The following is a 20,694-nucleotide window of genomic DNA, read 5'->3' on the forward strand; positions in this document are numbered from 1 at the left end:
TAAATGTCAACAGACCCTAATTACATACGTAAAAAGAGGCAAAACAAGAATGATTTATTTTTTAAGTATGCTTAAAAAAATAGGCCATTTTGCACCATTGGGGTTCGAGGGTGCATCAAAGTGTGGCTAATCTAAACAAACTTTATGAAGTGTGGTTTTTGTGAACTCGAGCTCGTAGTTCATTTAGACTAATTTTTACGGTTTCTTCAGTTTGCACTTCTTCGGCAATTTTTAATAATTGACGATCTTCTTGAACAAGATTATTTAAAATTTCATTTGCCTTTTCTAAAATTCGTTTTTGACTTTCAAGGCTACGCTTTCCTAAAAGTTCTTGTAAATTCTTTTGCCATATTCCATTCATTCCTGAAAATTCCTGTTTTGATTTTAACAAGTAAATTATTCAGCTGATGTAATTTTAAGAATGATATTGTTTCGATAAAACCATTAGTGACCATTTCCATTGGGTTCTTTTTTAAGGTCTGAAAAGCTTGCGACAAAGCGTGAGTGGATAATATTGTTTATCTTGGCGATGTCCTAGACATGTTAAAAATATATAAATAATAACCAATTAAAAGGTCTTTTAAAAGACCTGTTAATTAGTCTTAAAAACACAATAGTTTATTCAGATACAAATAGCTTTAAATCTACATTATTGGAGCTAGCTTGATTAAACCAAGTATCTAAAAGCTGATACGCTTGCACAGACTCTGGAGATGGAGTCTTTCCTTTTTGAAATTGATTGACAAAATGCTTTTTAGAAAAAGCATTTCCAACGACTATCCAAATCTCTTTATCTACAAGTGGATTTAATCGTCTTTCGTCAATATTTTTAATTACATCTTTCAATTTATGATTTAAATCAAACTTTTTTTCGAATAAACGAATACGTGTATTTAAATGGATTCTATTTGGCTTACTACCACTCTTTCGAGGCCATTGTTGATTCAAGTATGCAGTATTTGCATATTTTGATTCACCTGAATGGATTAACCAATGTAAGTTCTTTAATGCTTGTCCACCTACTTCACATAAAGCGCCAGCAGAAGATTGAGGCTGTGTAGTATCCCCACATTTAACATGTACAAAAATAACTTTTGTAGGAGATGAAAGAATAAAATCAGCAGGTTCAGTATCCATATCAGTACATAAAATTAAATCGATGTTAGGGATATAAGGATAAAAATCACCAAGGTCAGCAATGACATTAGATTTATGAATATTTGACAACTGATCAATCAAATAAAAAATGGAATTCTGACCAAAATAAGTTTTTGTTAATTTTTTTTCATCTTTTTCATCCAAATCTGGATGTTGTAAACATGGTAAACTGATTAAATTTTTTATGATATTAGGATTTAATTTTTGGGTATCAGTTGGAATTTGAACTTTATAAAAATTACCATTCATATATGTAGCACCATTTTTATAAAGTAACATTACCGTCTCGCTATTAAAAACTTCTTCTTTCTTCTTAGTCACTCCATTACACATTAGTTTAATCTGAGGATTAATAATTGGTATAAGATTCATTTTTTTATCAAATTTAAACTTGATTAATAACTCATGATCGAGAAGATGGATTTTATTTTTTCGGGTTAAGCAATATCCATTTTGGAGCATAAATCCATTTTTATGATATTTACGATAAATTAATTCATTATTAATCTTATAAGCCACATTATTAAAATGTAATTCCAAGTCTACTAAATTTTCATCGGCAAAATTCAATTGACATGCAACAGGATCCTCTGACGGAATAGTATCAATAACTTGTGCAAATGAATTTAAAAAAAGGCTTGTTGTTTTTTGATTAGAATTAAGTGCTAGATTAATATTCTCAAGCCAGTCAATAAATTTTTGATAGCTAAATGGCGGATGCTTTTGGTCGCAAATTCGTCCTGATGCTACACCTAAATAATAAGAACATTTAACTTTATCATCTTGTCCAACCCCTGAAACTACTGCGGTTGTTACAGCATAAGATGAATTAGATTGTGCTTGGTTAATTTTCTCTAAATTAACCCCTTTAAGTAGCACACCATCTGCTTTTAAAGGACTATACTGTAATGCTTTCGTATTTGCCTGTTTAGTTACTACTTTATCATTACTCGATACTACTGAAAATAGCATATCGACATCAACAGCACGTCCAATTTTTAGATCATCTCTACTATTAAACTTTCGCCCCCTACTATCGTATATAGCTACAATATCATTTAGTTCTTTAACTATCATTATTTCTAAAGATGGTTCAAAGAATAAGCTATCTTTTAAAAATTTAGAATTATTAAAACAAACAGCAGTAATAACACCAAGGTCTTCATTTATCTTACTTAAAGCTCCCTCTCTCATTAATTCCCAATTTAATTTATCTAAACAGTCATAAATACTAAATCCATCTAACTTATAATAGAAACATACAGAAGCTAAAGGTATTTCCAAAGAATCTAAAGGATTAAATTTTTGAAAATTAAATTTTTTCCGATAACCTGATTCAAAGTAACTATGCTCAGGAAAAGCATCTAAATAGCTATCAATGAGACTTGAGGTATTTAAAGTGTGCAAGAATCTTTTAGCAGAATTTGGATTTGAAATATAATCATCAAACTCTTGATAATTATCCCATAAACTTTTATTACTATTATCATTTAACTCAATAACAGTAGGTTTATAATTTTCATAAATACGAACAACTCTACCGATAGTTTGTACAAGTTCCTTACCACTACCAACAGGATAAGTCAGAATCAGAATTTTAGCTTCTGGTAAATCAATTCCTTCATCTAGCTTCTTTTGATGAATTAAGACTTCATAGTCTAGTTCATCCAGTTTGGAGGGAACATCACTAAGTCTATGTTCTAGGTTTTTCTTTGCAAATTGCTGATGTATTGCTATTGTTTTGAAACTTTTACTAAAGATTTCAAAATATTTCTCAATATCGCTAAATTCTTTGCATTTAATAATGCATTTAGATTTTGGTTGATTCTGTCTAATTAGCTCAATTTTTTCAAAGAGTTTATCTTCAGTTGTTTGTTCAAAATTAGGAGGAACTATCACCTTATCTTGATTTGCTTCTTTATATGTATAAATATAACTATGATCTACATCTATATCAAAGCTGAATAAATCGTTCCGATAAGGAGTTGCAGTAATAATTACTTTTTTTGCTTTCAACTCTCTAACTGTAGCTCCCCATTTTTGAGATGGTTCTGCATGACCTTCATCAATTAAAATCAAATTAAATTGAAGCCTTAAAGAAGCAAGTTCATTCTCGTTTAAACTAATCAATTTTTGGAAAGTAGTACAATAGATTCCTTTACATGAAGTATCCTCGATGTCATTAAAAACTTTTTTCAATACAAAATTTTTGAAATTCGTTTTTGCAGGTAGTATTTTTTCAAAAAATTTACCTTTTAGTTGTTTATAAAGTTGATCACATACAGCCCGTCTATGTGTAATTATTAAAATTTTTTCTAATTGAGTATTGTGGCTAACGGTACAGATAACACCACTTTTTCCAGCTCCTGTTGGTAAACTAATTAAACAAGACCCTTGAGATTGACTACTTATGTATTCATCTATAGCTAATATGCTCTTTTTTTGACATTCTCTTAAATTTTCTACAAGTGTCTTCTCTAAATTTTTTATCATTAATAGCTCTTAACTTTTCACAATTAACAGTGTTGTTATTGTGTAACTATAATATTTAATGAGTGAATAATAAACAAAAAAGACCGCCTAAGCGGTCTTTTTATCTCTAATTCATCAAGCCACCGGTGCCAACGTAAACAACACCTGCCCCGTTTTCACCGTCTGCCCTTTTTCAATGGTAATCGCATCTACACGCATACGCTCAGGCGCAATAATCGGAATCTCAATCTTCATTGCTTCAATCACCGCAAGCGTTGCACCTTCTTCCACAATATCCCCCGACTGACATTCAATTTTCCAAATTGAACCCGGCATATGCGATTCCACCGCACAACCACCGTCTGGGATTTCAACCCCTTCACCATCATCTACAGCATCAAGGCTTTCAGACACATATTCTGCAAGCCCTGCTTCATGCCAACGTTTACGCTCCGCATCAAAGTTGGCTTGTTGCACCGCTTTAAATGCCGAGATCGACTCTTGATTTTCGTTTAAGAAGTCGTTGTATTCTTTAAGGTTAAGTACACCGTCTTCAATACGCAGTTTTAAACGACCTGCTTTAAAGTCCTCACGCATGTGCATCAGTTCAGCTTCAGACACTTCATAAAACTTAATTTGGTCAAAGAAGCGTAATAACCACGGCATACCTTGCTCAAAGTCAGGGTTTTTACGGTAACGTGACCACATTTGCGACGTACGACCGACAAACTGATAACCCCCTGGACCCTCCATCCCGTACACACACATATACGCACCGCCAATCCCCACGGCATTTTCAGGTGTCCAAGTTCGTGCAGGGTTATATTTGGTGGTGACTAAACGCTGACGCGGATCAAGTGGCGTTGCCACAGGCGCACCCAAATACACATCACCCAAGCCCATGACCAAATAACTTGCGTTATAGACCACATCTTTCACGGCTTGTTTGTCTTTTAAGCCATTAATACGACGGATAAACTCGATATTGTCAGGACACCACGGTGCATCAGGTCGCACAGTTTGCATATAGCGTTCTGTTGCGAGTTGGGTTTGTGAATCTTCCCACGCAAGCGGTAAATACACGGTGCGTGATGGCACTTGCATCTCGGTCACATCAGGCAGTTGTTCTTCTGCGACTTGAAGCATACGCAATAAATCAATTTGATCGAGCTGAGTCGAATCAAAATGAATTTGCAGTGAACGAATACCCGGTGTCAGGTCAATAATGCCTTGAATATTTTGATCTTTCACCCATTGCATCAGCGCATGAATACGGAAACGCAGGTTTAAATCTAAAACTAACTCGCCATATTCCACCAACATATAGTTGTTACCGGCAGGACGATACACCACATCAGGCGTGCCATTTTGACCTTTTAGGGTATCTAAAATGGCAGATTTCAGTGTGCTGATTTCAGGATAGAACGATTCATCAAAGGTGACTGCTTGTGTATCTTGAGCAGTTAATTGCGCATGATATTTTTCATTCAGCAATTTGGCTTGATGGTAGCTCACAGGCACAAATTTAACTTTATCACCGGCTTTGAGCTGACCCAATTTCCATAATTCAGAATTGATCACCACCGCAGGGCACACGAAACCACCTAGGCTTGGACCATCAGGCCCAAGAATAATTGGCATATCACCAGTGAAATCGATCGCCCCAATGGCATAGGCATTGTCATGAATATTGGATGGATGCAGACCCGCTTCACCACCATCCTGACGTGCCCATTCAGGTTTTGGACCAATCAAACGGATACCAGTACGGCTTGAGTTAAAGTGAATTTCAAACTCATTGGCAAAGAAAGCATCAATGTCGTTTTTGGTAAAGAAATCAGGTGCACCATGTGGACCATACATCACCGCAATTTCCCAAGTATTTGAGAATGTTGGGATTTGATCTTCATTTAATGCTTTCACTTCATCGGATGTAAATGCCGTGATTGGAAGCATATCGCCAATCAATAAATTACGCCCTGCATGACCACCAAACTGACCTAAGGTAAAAGTTGCTTGTGAGCCTAAATATTCAGGCACATTCAGACCACCTTTAATGCCGATATAAGTACGGCAACCTGTGGCGATCTTGCCACATTTGAGTACCTGACCTTTGCGCACATTCACAGTCTGCCACATCGGGACAGACACACCATCCAACGTCGATGGCATATCACCACCTGCCAATACAATTTGACTATCACAATGGAATTTTAAGCTTGGGCCTTGCAAGGTACATTCGAGCCCTGCGGTATTTGGTGCATTGCCTAACAGTTGGTTCGCAACATTTAAAGACAGCGGATCAATCGCACCTGATGGCGGTACGCCGACATCCCAATAGCCCAAACGGCCTGTGACATCTTGCACGGCGGTTTGAATGCCTGCTTGAAGGACTTCAATCTTTTGGGTTTTCCACTCAAAGGTATTTAAGAAGCGTGTGGTTTGCGTGCCTGCTTTAAAGATCTCACCCTCAATAATGTTTTGCAGATATTCAAGATTGGTTTCAATGCCGGCAACCGAAGTTTTAGCCAAAGTATCCGTCATGGCTTGAATGGCAGAATCACGAGAATCGCTTGTGACGATAATTTTGGCAATCATCGGGTCATAGAACGACGAGACATTGGAGCCGGTTTCTACCCAAGTTTCATTACGGGCATTGGCATCAAATTCAACGTGAGTCAAAAGTCCAGCACTTGGTTGAAAGTTTTTGATTGGATCTTCAGCATAAAGACGCACTTGAATCGAATGACCTTGAGACTCAAGTGTTGATGTAGGTGCAACCCAATCGCTACTGCCTAAAGTCACCATCCATTCCACTAGATCGACACCAAAGACTTGCTCGGTTACACCATGCTCTACTTGTAGACGGGTATTCACTTCCAAGAAATAGAATTCTTGGGTGTCGGTATCCATCACAAATTCAACTGTACCTGCCGAGCGGTAATTCACCGATTGCATCAATTGAATCGCGACATTTTGAATATAGGCACGTTGCGTATCGTTTAAATGTGGTGCAGGCGTTTCCTCAATGACTTTTTGGTTACGACGTTGCACCGAACAATCACGCTCGCCCAGTGCTAGAACTAAACCGTTGCCATCACCAAAGATTTGCACTTCGATATGACGAGCATTTTGTACGAATTTTTCTAAGTAAAGGCCTGCATCTTTAAAGTTGGCTTGCGCTAAATAAGACACGGTTGCATAAGCATCTTTCAGCTCTTCCGCATTCCACACCAAACGCATGCCAATACCACCACCACCTGCGGTACTTTTCAGCATCACAGGATAGCCAATACGCTCAGCCTCAAGCAGGGATTCAGCTTCATCAGCCAATAATTGGCTACCTGGCAATAACGGTACATTGGCTTGAATCGCCAATTCACGTGCAGTGTGTTTCAGACCAAATGCTTTCATTTGCTCGGCATTTGGGCCCAAGAACACAATGCCTTGTGCTTCACAGAGATTACAGAATTCGGCATTTTCAGACAGGAATCCATAGCCCGGATGAATCGCTTGCGCACCGGTATGTTTGGCCACTTCTAAGATTTTATCGACATTCAGATAGCTTTGGCTTGCAGGTGCGTCACCGATAAAGACGGCTTCATCCGCTAAAGTTACATGCAATGAATCACGATCGGCTTCTGAATAGACAGCTACTGATTGAATGCCTAATTTTTTTAGGGTACGGATTACACGACACGCAATTGCACCACGGTTGGCGATGAGAACTTTATTAAACATGGCTTATTCCTCGCCTTCACGGACAATCAGTTGAATTTTAGTTGGGTTATAGGCATTACATGGGTTATTCAGTTGTGGGCAGTTGGAGATGAGTACGATCAAATCCATCTCGGCTTTGATTTCGACATATTTCCCCGGTGCAGAAATACCATCATCAAATTTTAAGTGACCCTCTGAAGTGACGGGAACATTCATAAAGAAGTTAATGTTTGGTCCAATGTGGCGCACGTTTAAACCATGCTTTTTGGCAATGGGATGTTGTGACAACGCGATCATGAAATTGTTACGGCAACTGTGCATTGGGTATTTGTCATGGGCATAACGGACCGTATTACTCTCACATGAACATGCACCGCCTAAAGTGTCATGGCGACCGCAGTTATCATCATGAATAGTGGCGATTTTATTGCCAAAGTTAGTATATAAAGTTGTGCCTTTTTCGAGATAAATTTGACGGTTGATCGCCAAAGTATCGGTTGCGCTATAACGCTCTTCAGGGTTATGTGCGGAAATAAATAAAGTATCAACCGCCTGGTTGCCTTCAAGGTCAACGATACGGAAGTACTGCCCTTTTTTAACTTCGCACATCCACGCTTCACCGGCAGGACAAACTTCGCTGAGTACTGATTTTTCTAGGTTTACTAATGCAGTCATGATTATTCCCCTTAAGCAGTTAAAGCGTAGTAGCGGTTATTATTTTGGAACGCACGCTGATTTTGCGGGCATGAATCACGGCAGACATCGGTGTCGCCTAAAGGAAGTGCTTTAAACAGTGAGAGTTGAATATCAGCGGGTACATATTCAGATGAGTTATCTAAGGCATGCGGTGCGCTAGATAAAAACACCAAACAATCCATTTCAAAGCGCAGTTCAATCAATTGATCGGTATTGTCAGACTTCACATAAGACAAGTTGCCGTTGTCATCCGGTTGAACTTTTGAGAAGAGGTTTAAAGTATTGCTTAAGTCCGTAGCCGATAAACCAAACTTGGTCATCTCTAAAAGCAAACTGTCTTTGCCATTGCGGTACATATCGTTACGGGCATCCTGGAAGGTCTTCGTGCCAAACTGTGCTTCGATTTGTTGTGCGGTACTTGGCGCACAAAAGGCATCGTTCCAACCTTGATCATCTTTGATAATTGAAACCATCGCACGACCCAAATCTGACGCCAAAATGTGTCCTATGCTTAAAAATGCAGTGTGTTGACCTTTGAGGCTGTCTGGCATGTTATAGGCTTCAAGCTTGTCTTCACTGTTCACACAAAACAGTGAAACATTGGCATTGGTGCCTAAAGATTTGAGTTGTAAAACTGCGCCACGTTGAATACGCGCAGACCAGTGATGGCCACCCGGTAAAAGTTCAGTCCACAGTGCGGAATCTTCGTGATAAGTAGTTGTGCTCATAACAGCCTCTGCATCTAACTTGTACGGTTTACCTCCCGGGCTTTTATCCCTCCGTGTAGCTTGAGCTTGAAACTTAAGCCGTGAACTCTCGGTCGCAGACATATTTAAAGTGTGGAGCTAAAAATATCGGAACCCTAGATCACTTTTCTCTGTTTTAGATAAATGCAAAGTGCGTGCCAAATGAGTAATACTATTTTTATGTTTAGTAATACTTTTTTTGAGCTGGAGCTGATCAATTCAGGTGCAAGGCTCTGAAAAAGGCATCAAGATGTACCACAATAAAAAAATCCCGGCTTGAACCGGGAATTGTAAAATCTAAAGATCAGGACTTCATCAAGCTTTATAAGCAGCAAAGTTATTTACTTAAAATCTCATGCAGTATATTACGTAGCCATTGATGGCTGGTTTTATGATGACAGGACATATGCCAGTACTGCTTCACGGAATAGGTGGGGAACGCAATCGGTGCATTAAAAATCTTGAGATTGCCACGTGATAACAGGACTTCACTCAAATAATAAGGCACGGTCGCAATCGCATCGGTTTCTTGTACCACCAGTCCGACTCCCAGATAACTTGGCAGACGCATCAGAATGTCACGCTTGAGTTCCAGATTCAGCAATTCATTTTCAATATGGTAATGCCCCATCCCCGCATCAATATCGATATGGGTTTCACGTAAATACTCTTCGGTCGTAATGCTGTCACCCGTTAATCGCGGATGGTCTTTCGCCGCGATCACCACATAATATTGCTCAAACAGTTTCTGCTGATAAAAGCCATTCTCCAGATTGGGCAAGAAGCCCAAAGCCAGATCAATCTCACCATTGGCCATCTGATAGCTGGTTTCAGAGGTAATCGGACGCACATTCAGGCGGATATGGGATGCGTGCTGCTTCAGATACTGTGAAATTTTTGGCAATAACACCAGATGCGATACATCGGTCATCGCCAGTGTAAAGCGCTGCTGTGAAGTGACCTGATCAAAATTGATCGTAAAATTATTGATTGCTTCAACTTTGCTCAGTGCTTCGCTGACCAAGGGAAAGAGCTGTTTGGACAGGTCTGTCGGCAGCATTTCATTGCCAATACGTAAAAATAAAGGATCACCATAATGCTGGCGAATTTTATTCAGCAGATTGCTCACCGCTGGCTGGCTCATGTCTAAATGATCGGCTGCCTGAGATACGTTTTTAAATTTATAGACATAATAAAAAATACTGAGCAATTTACAGTCAAGTTCAAACACAGAAATACAGTTCCTTTAACTTTCTCATCATTCGGACAGGCCTTTCATCCGCATAAGTTCATTTAGGGTCAGATTAAAATATAACACTTTGCCACTATTTTCAGGATTAAACTCACTGTAATTTTCCGTAAAAAATACTTTTGCCAGATGAATAAATTCATTAAAAGTACCTCAGCGCAAAATTTCCAGTCCGGTTTGCTCAGGCCAGTTAAACATTTAAATCGTATGCGATATACTCAGCCCCACCGAATAAATGGTAAAAATACAGAGAAATCTTATATGTTTCAGGGAAAAAAGCTGGTCTGTTTTGATCTGGATGGTACGTTGATTGATTCTGTAGGCATCTGGAATCAGGTCGATGCAGCCCTGATTGATGAGCTCTCCAACAGAAAAGTCGATTTACATGAGATTCAGCAACAGCGCGATCGTCAACTTACCGCCTTTAGGCAAACGTCAGATCCTTATCTGAAATATTGTGGATTTTTAAAAGAACAATACTGTTTTGAACCAGCTAAAGAAGAAGTAAAAAATCGTCGTTATACAATTTCCCGACATTTTCTTGATCATATCGTCGAGTTAAAACCTCAGGCAGACCTCCTGATTCAGGCTTTAAAACAGCAACAGATATCTCTGGCTTTGACCACCACCACCAGTTTATTCAATGTGCAGCGCTATCAGGATAACAATCGAAATATTAATTCTAAAATCAGCTTTGATGAGGATTTTTCCTTGGTTCTCACCCGTGAAAATGTCCAGAATATTAAGCCGCACCCGGAAGTCTATTTGAAGGTTTTAGAACATTTTGAAATTGAAGCCAAGGACTGCCTGATTATCGAGGATTCTTTGATTGGTGTAGAAGCAGCAAATCATGCGGGCATCGAGGTGGTGGCAATTTATGACCAGCATTCCGACCATGAAATAGATTTAATTAAAGCCAAAGCAAATTATTATGTCGAAAATTTTGCTGAATTATTAAGTTCATTCAATAACAACATCCACTAAAAAAGATGCCATGAAGCATCCTTGTTCATGACATCTTGAATACTATTTGTGGCTTAAAAATCTTGCTGACTATTTGGCTTTTTTATAGATTGAGCCTGAACCAACCAGATTTCCGGTTTTCTCATCGATTGCAAAATCGACCATACCTGCACCTGCGTTCAACTGAAGCATGCCATTTTCGTTCACTGCAGCGGGCATTGGATTCTTTTTCTCGGTTTTACCGGTTTCCTTATCTTTGATCGTATTGGTAATCAGATAATTTTCACCATTTTTTGAAATAACCAGAATATTTTCAAGTTTTGGATTTTCCACGGTGTTTTTCCAGTTGCCCTGATAATCTGGTGCGGGTGCTTCAGTGGTGTTACAAGCAGTTAAAAGTACTAATAATGGAATTGCTGAAAAATATTTAAGATGTTTCAAAACTGAGACCTTAAGTGTAACGACGCGGCCATTATAGAGAGAAGCCCTTAGGGCTGAAGCAGGTTGTTGTAGGCAAAGCGTTTCAGCAGTACTGGATCTGTTTTGCTTTCGTCATTTTTTGAAATCTGTATCCATATTTTATTCATAAACAGGAGGATTTTAATGATATTGAATCTGATAAAGGTCAAAAAAAAATTCCTCAATAGACCATCCAAATCTATTGAGGAGTACCAAAATGGTGAATAAGTAAAGCTTAAAAATTATGACAATAGTTTCGCTTTAAAGTAGTTGAATACAGATTTGGCAGCATGGGTTTTTTCAACCACCTGCTCAGTCCAGTGATTCGGTAGAGAACATTTAGCCAGACCTACCCACACTGTAGAAAACTGTTTCATGAAGCTGGCTTCGTTATAGTGAATACCATATTCTGCACAGAGCGCTTTGATTTTTGGCGCAACCTGCGCATAGCGATTGGCGGGCATGTCCGGGAATAGATGATGCTCAATCTGATGACTCAAATTACCACTCAAGATATGTAGCCAAGTTGTTCCACTAAAATTGCTCGAACCGCGAATCTGGCGTAAATACCACTCGGCACGGGTTTCATTGTCGGTATTGTCCATTTCAAAGGTTTCAGCATCTTCAGTGAAATGACCGTTAAAAATGACGGCAGAAGCCCATAGACTGCGAATCACATTGGCCACCGCATTTCCGGTAAATACCGGAATGGCATTTGGCCCGGCAATGATCGGGAAAAATACATAATCTTTTAACACCTGACGGCGCATTTTTTGGCGCAAAGGTGCTGCTTCTTCCCAGACTTCTTTCCAGGTCTTTGTTTTATAAGCAACCACATCTTCCAGATGCAGACGTTGCAAGCCAACATACCATTCGAAAAACACCATTAACTGAATGCCCAATGGAATATTGAACAGGAAACGAGGTTCCCATTTTTGTGATTCACTGACTCGAATCAGTCCATAACCGACATCATGATCCATCCCGACAATATTGGTATAGGTATGGTGAATATAGTTATGGGTGTATTTCCAGTCATCGCCGGTTGAAATCGTATCCCAGTCATAAGTCACACCGTTCAGACTCGGATCGTTCATCCAGTCGAACTGGCCATGCATGACATTGTGACCGAGTTCCATATTTTCCACGATTTTGGAAAGACCGAGCAGACCTGTCCCCGCCAGCCATACCGGTGGTAACCAACCGGCAAACATCAGCATGCCACGTGAGGCAATTTCGCTATAGCGGACAAAGTTGCGGATTTTATAAATATATTCGGCGTCTTTTTCCCCCAGATCATCCATGACCTCGCGGCGGATCGCATCGACTTTGGCACCGAATTCCTCAATCTGTTCAGGACTAAGAAATTGGCTTTTGCTATGTCGTTTAAAATCAATTTGCATATTCATGGGAGCACCTTCTTATAGTTTAATTAATGGCTTATCAATAGTTTACAGATTAATCACCACAGGACTGACTGCCTGAGAAATGCACAGTTTGATCTGGGTATTATTACCATGATCAATTTCACCAGTCAGGACATTTCGTACCGAACCACTGACTTTGGTACAAGAACAGGTATTGCAGATGCCCATCCGGCAGCCATGTGCTGGTCGCAAGCCAGATTTTTCGGCACTTTCCAGTAAGTTGGACTGCGCCTGAAACTCTTGCTGCGATCTTAAAAACTGTACCGGCTGTGCTTTAATTTTCTCATCGACCACAATCTGGAAATATTCCGAATGAAAATTGGATTTCAATTCCAGTTTATCGACGATGCGAAGTGCGGCCTTCATCATCCCAGCGGAACCACAAGCGTAAATTTTTCGTTCTGCAAAGTCTGGCACTAACTTTTGCAATAAGCTCTGGGTCAGATGCTGCTGGTGTTCCAAGGTATTGAAATGGTGATATTTCAAGTTTGGATGCATGAGAGCCAAGGTTTTCAGTTCAGCATGAAAAGCATCATCTCGAGTGAAATAAATCAGGTCGATCTGTTCCAGAGACTGAATGACTGCCTTTTGCAGCAAGGAATAAATTGCGGTAATACCACTGCCTGAAGCCAGGAATAAGATCGGCTGGGTGGATTTTTGCAATGTGAACTCGCCTTGCGGCTGTGATATTTCAATCACGGCACCAATTTGCATCAGGCTTAAGGCACGTGACACTTTGCCCTGCTGTTTAACCGCAATGATCAGATCACCATTTTTCAATACAGTGACCACAGAATAATGTCGCTGATGACGTACGCCATCGAGTCTAACAGTCACTGCAATATTCTGGCCGGCCTGAAATGACTTGGCTTTAAAATTATGATTTGGACGTAAGTGAATCTTGAAAAAGTCAGGGCTGATAGCTTGAATACCCATAACGGCAGCCTTAACTTTTTTGATTGCCCAGGTTGGATGGATTTTTTCACCAATAAAATCAATGAAATCTTCCCGGATCCAATGCGGCTGATAGGTTGGCATGCTTGTCATTTTTATCCCCTTATCCGCAGACAGTTCCATTAATGTACAACTGTCTAATTATTATATTGCTCAGGATAAAGAATTCTCACATTCAGACCATGTCAATACAGGTCAAATTATGTTCCTAAGCCATATAATATGACTTTTTGTCGGACAATATCGTCTAAAAGTAGCGATCAAGACTATATGGATTGAGAAAAAGCATTTTTAAACAGACAACGCTGCTTAGCCTGTACATAAAAAAACTGACCTCTATTCGAGATCAGTTTTTTGACTTCATGTAGGGATTTTCAGATTAAATGACGCTTTAACCTGCTGCCTGCTCCAAAAGAATAGTCCCATATAATTCACGCAGATCTTTTTTCAGCATTTTACCAGTACCACTGAGTGGAATCGCATCAACAAATACGACTCGGTCTGGAATCTGCCATTTGGCTACCTTGTCCGCATAATATTCCAGCAGATCAGTTTCACTTAGCTGGCTGCCCGGCTTTTTAATGGCAATCAATACCGGGCGCTCATCCCATTTAGGATGCTGGGCGGCAATCACGGCAGCCATCGCAATTTCCGGATGTCCCATGGCAATATTTTCCAGCTCCACCGATGAAATCCATTCTCCACCAGACTTGATTAGATCTTTAGAACGATCACTGAGTTTCATAAAACCATCCTGATCCAGCGTAGCAATATCGCCGGTATCAAACCAGCCATCTGCAGTCAGTGCAGACTCTTCCTTGCCGAAATAATGGCTGATGACCCAATGCCCTTTGACCTGTAAATTTCCTGTGGTCTGTCCATCACGTTCAATTTCATGCGTCCCTTTTTCTGCATCAGTCAAACGTAGGTCAACCCCGAATGGCGGACGGCCTTGGGACAGACGAATCTGTAATTTTTCTTCATCAGACAAATGCAAATGTTTGGTCTTAAGTTGATTCGCTGTACCCAGTGGACTGATTTCCGTCATGCCCCAGGCATGGATCGTTTCACAATTAAACTGTTCTTTGAACGCTCTTAGCATGGCAGGTGGGCATGCCGATCCACCTACTACATTCCGTTTTAGGCTTTCCAGTTTGGAGCCTGACTGGTTTGCGGCGGCAATCAAACCCTGCCAGATGGTCGGCACACCAAGTGCTACCGAAACCTGATAATTATCAATCAGGTTGACCAGACTGGCGCCATCCAGGCCCGGTCCAGGAAGGACCAGAGTGCATCCCACCATCGCAGCGGCATACGGTGTGCCCCACGCATTCACATGGAACATCGGCACCACAGGCAACATAATGTCGGCAGCCGAGACATTTAAGGAATCAGGTAAAATGATGGCATAGCTATGTAATACCGTAGAGCGATGGCTAAACAGCACACCTTTGGGATTGCCCGTAGTTCCCGAGGTATAACACAGAGAGCTTGCTGAGTTTTCATCAATTATTGGCCACTCAAAATCTGCATTTTGGCCGGCAATCAGATCATCATAAAACTGAACTTCTGGAATCGCTTCTCTAACTGCCGGATCAGCCGCATCCAGACAGATAAAATGCTCGACCGAGGTCAACAGCGCTTTCACGGCTTTAATTAAAGGGACAAATGTTTTATCAAACAGCACCACGCGATCCGCAGCATCATTGATAATAAAAATCAGCTGTTCCGGAAATAAGCGCGGGTTAATCGTATGACAGACCAGGCCGCTGCCAGAAATGGCATACCAGGACTCTAAATGGCGATGATTATTCCAGGCAATAGTCGCGACCCGATCTCCCTGCGCCAAGCCGAGTTGTTGTAATGCATTGGCAAAACGTTTCGAGTTTTGGTGAATTTCTCCCCAATTGGTCACTGTAATAGTGGTATCGGTATTTTTGGAAATTACCTCGGTATCGGCATGATAGCGTCCTGCATGTTCAATCATGCTGCTGATCAGTAAAGGCTGAAACATCATATTTCCGAGCATTTTCCACTCCTTTGTGCTTGTTATTGGTCCGTATTTGCGTATCGTTTTTATAGTTGCATGATGGCTCGGTCTGAAACCGTAACTTACTTTTTATCATCATGTGGATTGAATTTAGCAAGGAAATCTAACTTTGTAAGTATCGAATTGTGACAAATTAAGCCAAGTGACTGAGGCGTATAAAAATGGGAATATGATTTATGTAGAGATAAAATTTCCACAGAAAATTTGAGACCTGATTTTCACTTTAATTGTCTTGCATCAAGACTCAAGCTTAAAAATAGAATGTCAATAATCCTATTCCTCCCTTTTGTTATATTAAGCATCCTAAAATATGCTATAAATCAAAATAATTAGAACAGTTTTAGTTCAAGAAAGTATATGTATAAGTCTGAAAAACTGGCACAAAATATTCGTCAGATGATTGAAAATGGCGTATGGAAGGCACATGAAAAATTACCTTCACTTCGCGAACAGACCCAATTATCTGGTTATAGCCTGATGACGGTACTCAATGCTTATCAAGAACTTGAAGCACAAGGGCTGGTCTATGCCAAAGACAAATCAGGCTATTACGTTGCAGAACACACTCAAGCGCTGCTCAATAACAAACAGTCCGTCCAGATTGGTTTAAATCCTAAAATTCAAATCAATTCGGTGGTATTTAATTATTTAAAATCGACTCAGTCAGCCGAGATTGTGCCTTTTGGTTCTGCCTTTCCCAATGCAGAGCTGTTATATAACGCTAAATTTATGCAGATTCTGGCGCAGCAGGCCAAAAGAAAAAGCAGTTATAACAATCAGAACCATATGCCGCCTGGTAATCAGGACTTGCGGCAACTGATTGCCAACCGTTATCAATTGCAAGGGATTACCTGCAATCCAGATGACATTGTCATTACGTCCGGCGCACTAGAAGCACTGAATCTGTCTTTACAGGCTTTAACCCAACCCGGTGATTTTATTCTGCTACAGGAAACCATATTTTATGGTGCCTGGCAGGCAGCCGAGCGTCTGGGATTACAGGTGATTACGATTCAGGAACATCCACAGTTTGGCTTTGATCTGGCATCGTTTGAACAGGCTTTAAAACAGTATCCGATCAAGGTGTGCTGGCTGATGCTGAATGCCCATAATCCGATTGGTTTTAGCGTCAGTTCTGAAATTAAACAGAGAATTGCGGAACTCTTGTATGAATATCAGGTGTATTTAATCGAAGATGATGTTTATCAGGAATTAAATTATGGTGCAGCCAAGCCGTTACCCGTTAAATATTTTGATCAACATCAGATGGTTTTGCACTGCGCCTCATTTTCGAAAACGCTGGGGATGGGTGCACGCGTCGGCTGGGTGTACGCCGGCCCATTTTCCGATGCCATTCAGCACTTACAGCTCATGAGCACTTTAACGGTCAGCCCCTTACTTCAAAATGCGCTGGTCGAATTTATTTCACATCATCATTATGAAAAACATTTGCGGCATTTAAGGCAGCATCTGGAAAAATATAAAAAAAAAATTTATCAGGAACTCAAAGCACGTTTGGGAAGCATCTGTGAAATTTATTATTATTCCAGTGGTTATTTTCTCTGGATTGAATTGCCTAAAGAAGTCGATGCCCAGCAGCTCTATGAACAATTGCTTCAACAACATATTTCAGTTGCCCCTGCACTGCTGTTTAAGCCTGAGCCTGCCAGCCAACATTATATTCGGCTGAACTGTTCGTTTGAATGGACAGCCAAGATTGAAGATGCAGTCAATCTGCTGGCAGAAACCATTCTTCAAAATAGCAAAAGCGCGGATTAATTCATCCACGCTTCTGTTACAGATCAGACTCTCTCATTGAAAGAAGTCTTAGAAGTTGTAAATAGCCACCGCATTAATACGGTTATCTTTACCTTTAGTGCTGCCATTCGTGGCTGCACCTAATGCCTCACGTTCACCATAGACATATTCCAGACCGAAACTTAAAGGCTTGGTTGGGCTATAGAACACGTTAGCCCACGCTTGCCATAAGTCTTTATTAGCCTTGGTCGCATTAGATTGTGTCGCATCCGCAGGAGTTGAGGCGATTAGTGCATTGACATAGTCTTGATCATTACTAAAGTTCATATAGCCATAACCCAATGTACCACGCAATTTGTCATTAAACTGCTGGGTTAGACCGACTGAAATTGAATCAAATTCGCTTTGTAATAAATCACCATTTGCAGCGGTAATCACACCCGTATTTGCATAAGACACAAAGCTGCTATCGCCTTTAACATGATAGTAATCGGCTTTGAGCGTTGTACCCGGCACAACATCATACTTGGCACCAAGCCCTACACCCCATGCGGTTTTTTCATCTTCATTGACACGCTTTTCATTCCCCATCGCACGGGCACTGACTGTAAGATTATCAGCAAATTTATGATTTAAACGTGCTGTTAAAGCAGGTAGACGTTGTTTAATACCAGTAATGGTTGCATCTTTAGGATCTTCTACTGCAAATACCAGATTGGTTTCAGGACTGATTGTGCTGGTATAACGAACTTGTGGCGTCCGTTTAATTGAACCGCCAGCGTAAACTAATGCATCTACAGTTTCCGGAATATAATCTGGCACTGCAAAGTTCGACCAGGTTTGACCAATCAACCAGTTGGCATAGCTGATATAAGCATGACGGATACGCAAGTTATCAAAGCTTGCGCCGCCCAGAAAATCCACTTCAACTTTACCGCTTAAAGCTTTATCTCCAGCACCGACTGGTGCTTTAAAATCCATGCCTAAACGGGTTGCAGCCAGAGTAGATTTAAATTCATCACTACGCTCACCGACACCTTCTAAAGGTACAGCATTAATCTGGTTATACATACGTGCTGCTGAACCACCTTCAGCCTGATAAGAGGCATCGGCACGAATATTTCCATAAAGATTAAATTCGGCACCACTGGCAATTTTCATTACGGGTTTTGTTGCTGGAGCAGGTGTTGCTGCAACATGTGCAGTGACCACAGCCGTCTGTCTTTGCTGTTGCTCAACCAGTGCGCGTAGAGCCTGAACTTCCTGGCGCAGTTGTTCAATTTCCTGCTGATTCGACTGAGCTGAGGTTTGTGCTTGAGTCGATAAGCTGATGCCCCCTAAACTCATTGCCATCATGCTCATCAGAACTGTGCGCTTGAATGTGATTGTTGGTTGATTAAATAATTGTGTCGTGTTCATCCTAAACTCGCTTTTTTTTATGCGTTTCGATTCTAGCAACAGATCACCACCCGTTACGATGGCGATCTATATCATTGGGAATATTATCTTTATTGATTGAAATCTAACTTAATGTGTCGCTTCTTTTGCCAATGGATTCGGCTTCACATCAGGTGTTGCAAGGGCTTGGCCATCTACGGAAGTTTTTAAGTTCACCAGGAAAATTGCCAGCGCAGCGATTACGCCAGGAATCGCAATTGCAAAGAAGTTCATTTGATGTGGTAAATTCATGGTTAATAAAGCACCAGTGAGTACCGGCCCAACAATTGCACCAATACGTCCAATACCTGATGCCCAACCCATACCGGTAGAACGTACCGTCGATGGATAATACTGTGCCACAAAGGTATAGAGCAGAATTTGTGAGCCAATCGTTGCAGCACCTGCCACAGCAATCAAGGTATACAGCACGAATTGCGGACTATTAAAGCCAAGCAGAATCAATGCAATGGCGCCGCATAAGAACATAATGGTCAGCACTTTTTTGATATGGAATTTATCTGCGAGATATCCACCACCAATGGCACCAACCATTCCACCAATATTCAGTGCGAACAGGAAGATCATACTTGCACCCAGCGAGTAACCTGCCTGAATCATCAGTTTTGGCAACCAGCTACCCAAGGCGTAGACCATCAACAGGCACATAAAGAATGCCAGCCAGAACATAAAGGTACTGAAGCTACGGCCTTGTTGAAAGAGTGCTTTTAATGGTGCCTCATCCCCTTTTTGTACTTCATTCAGTACAAACTGGGTGTCACTGGTGATGACCTGTGTCGGAGAGATCTTTTGAATAATATCGTGTGCTTGAGCCGTCTGTTGCTTGTTGGTCAGGTACATCAGGGATTCTGGCAGATATTTCCATAGAATCGGCAAGATGAGCAATGGAACGCCTGCAAGCAGGAACATGATTTTCCAGCCAAATTGTGGCACCAACCATGCACCTAATAACGCAGAAGTCATCCCGCCAATGGCATAACCACTAAACATCAGGGCAACCAGCGTACTGCGGATACGTTTAGGCGCATATTCGGTCATCAATGCCACGACGTTAGGCATGACACCGCCAATTCCAAGGCCAGCCAGGAAACGTAAAATTCCGAATTCGACTGGTGATGTGGCAAAAGCACCGATAAAGGTAAACCCACTAAAAATAGCCACACAGGTCATGATGGTTTTTTTACGGCCGAGTTTATCGGATAAAGTACCGAAACTCATGGCACCAAACATCATTCCGAATAAGGCAGTACTGGCCAGCATGCCCGCTTGTACCGCACTTAGCGACCATTCCTGCATCAGTAACGGCAACGCCACCCCATAGATGACCAGGTCATAACCGTCAAAGATAATGATCAGCAAACACCAGATCAAAACACCCCAGTGAAAGGGTGTGAATTTCGCTTCATCAATCAGCGTATTTATATTCACTTTATTTGTAGACATCTCCACCTCCTAATTGTGAAGTTCAACTTATGCTGCTCACAATGCAGAAAATAGGAAAAAATGTCTAAAACTGAATAGGCATGGCTTTATACCTATAAGGTCTGGGTCAAATTAAACTATTTAGGGTCTGTTGACATTTAC

14 protein-coding genes and 1 riboswitch are annotated in these 20,694 nt (G+C 40.7%); of the genes, 2 read left to right on the top strand and 12 right to left on the bottom strand.

The annotated features are described in order from the left end of the window. Positions 1-142 precede the first annotated feature (142 nt). From BFN00_RS15250 to BFN00_RS15275, 6 genes are all read right to left on the bottom strand, one after another. Positions 143-361, bottom strand: coding sequence for a hypothetical protein (locus tag BFN00_RS15250; protein WP_005100244.1), 219 nt, complete (start codon positions 359-361; stop codon positions 143-145). 257 nt (positions 362-618) lie between these two features. Then, positions 619-3,651, bottom strand: a complete 3,033-nt coding sequence (locus BFN00_RS15255; RefSeq protein ID WP_044110877.1) for a DEAD/DEAH box helicase — start codon at positions 3,649-3,651, stop codon at positions 619-621. Between the two features lie 114 nt (positions 3,652-3,765). Beyond that, a complete protein-coding gene (uca, locus tag BFN00_RS15260; protein ID WP_071852305.1) occupies positions 3,766-7,371 on the bottom strand; it encodes an urea carboxylase in 3,606 nt (1,201 codons plus the stop codon). A 3-nt stretch (positions 7,372-7,374) separates the two neighbouring features. Continuing rightward, the gene (locus BFN00_RS15265) at positions 7,375-8,025 is read right to left on the bottom strand and encodes an urea amidolyase associated protein UAAP2 (RefSeq protein ID WP_071852306.1); all 651 of its coding nucleotides are present in this window, start codon (positions 8,023-8,025) and stop codon (positions 7,375-7,377) included. Between the two features lie 11 nt (positions 8,026-8,036). Then, positions 8,037-8,774 (bottom strand): urea amidolyase associated protein UAAP1, encoded by a 738-nt coding sequence (locus BFN00_RS15270; RefSeq protein ID WP_071852307.1) that lies wholly within the window; start codon positions 8,772-8,774, stop codon positions 8,037-8,039. Positions 8,775-8,804: 30 nt separating this feature from the next. Next, positions 8,805-8,923: riboswitch (guanidine-I (ykkC/yxkD leader) on the bottom strand. Between the two features lie 206 nt (positions 8,924-9,129). Further along, positions 9,130-10,023: a LysR family transcriptional regulator gene (locus BFN00_RS15275; protein ID WP_071852308.1), complete on the bottom strand. Its 894-nt coding sequence runs from the start codon at positions 10,021-10,023 to the stop codon at positions 9,130-9,132. 279 nt (positions 10,024-10,302) lie between these two features. Here BFN00_RS15275 and BFN00_RS15280 point away from each other — a divergent pair, with 279 nt between their 5' ends. Further along, positions 10,303-11,025: an HAD family hydrolase gene (locus BFN00_RS15280; protein ID WP_071852309.1), complete on the top strand. Its 723-nt coding sequence runs from the start codon at positions 10,303-10,305 to the stop codon at positions 11,023-11,025. A gap of 69 nt (positions 11,026-11,094) precedes the next feature. Here the strand turns inward: BFN00_RS15280 and BFN00_RS15285 are convergent, their stop codons facing one another. The 4 genes from BFN00_RS15285 to BFN00_RS15300 form a co-directional block, all read right to left on the bottom strand. Next, positions 11,095-11,445 (bottom strand): hypothetical protein, encoded by a 351-nt coding sequence (locus BFN00_RS15285; RefSeq protein ID WP_004280391.1) that lies wholly within the window; start codon positions 11,443-11,445, stop codon positions 11,095-11,097. A gap of 260 nt (positions 11,446-11,705) precedes the next feature. After that, a complete protein-coding gene (locus tag BFN00_RS15290; protein WP_071852310.1) occupies positions 11,706-12,872 on the bottom strand; it encodes a fatty acid desaturase family protein in 1,167 nt (388 codons plus the stop codon). A gap of 42 nt (positions 12,873-12,914) precedes the next feature. Beyond that, positions 12,915-13,937, bottom strand: coding sequence for a flavin reductase family protein (locus tag BFN00_RS15295; protein WP_071852311.1), 1,023 nt, complete (start codon positions 13,935-13,937; stop codon positions 12,915-12,917). Positions 13,938-14,235: 298 nt separating this feature from the next. Then, entirely contained in the window at positions 14,236-15,873 is a 1,638-nt protein-coding gene (locus BFN00_RS15300; RefSeq protein ID WP_071852312.1) for a long-chain-fatty-acid--CoA ligase, read from the bottom strand. A 378-nt stretch (positions 15,874-16,251) separates the two neighbouring features. Here BFN00_RS15300 and BFN00_RS15305 point away from each other — a divergent pair, with 378 nt between their 5' ends. Further along, the gene (locus BFN00_RS15305) at positions 16,252-17,673 is read left to right on the top strand and encodes an aminotransferase-like domain-containing protein (RefSeq protein WP_071852313.1); all 1,422 of its coding nucleotides are present in this window, start codon (positions 16,252-16,254) and stop codon (positions 17,671-17,673) included. Between the two features lie 48 nt (positions 17,674-17,721). On the opposite strand, the gene BFN00_RS15310 is transcribed toward BFN00_RS15305, so the two are convergent. Next, complete coding sequence (locus BFN00_RS15310; RefSeq protein ID WP_071852314.1) at positions 17,722-19,071, bottom strand: DcaP family trimeric outer membrane transporter; 1,350 nt, start codon at positions 19,069-19,071, stop codon at positions 17,722-17,724. 108 nt (positions 19,072-19,179) lie between these two features. Continuing rightward, entirely contained in the window at positions 19,180-20,553 is a 1,374-nt protein-coding gene (locus BFN00_RS15315; protein ID WP_071852315.1) for an MFS transporter, read from the bottom strand. Positions 20,554-20,694: the final 141 nt, after the last annotated feature.

Origin of the sequence: Acinetobacter sp. AR2-3 (genome assembly GCF_001878775.1) — a bacterium.
In the GTDB taxonomy this organism is placed as follows: Bacteria; Pseudomonadota; Gammaproteobacteria; order Pseudomonadales; family Moraxellaceae; genus Acinetobacter; species Acinetobacter lwoffii_D.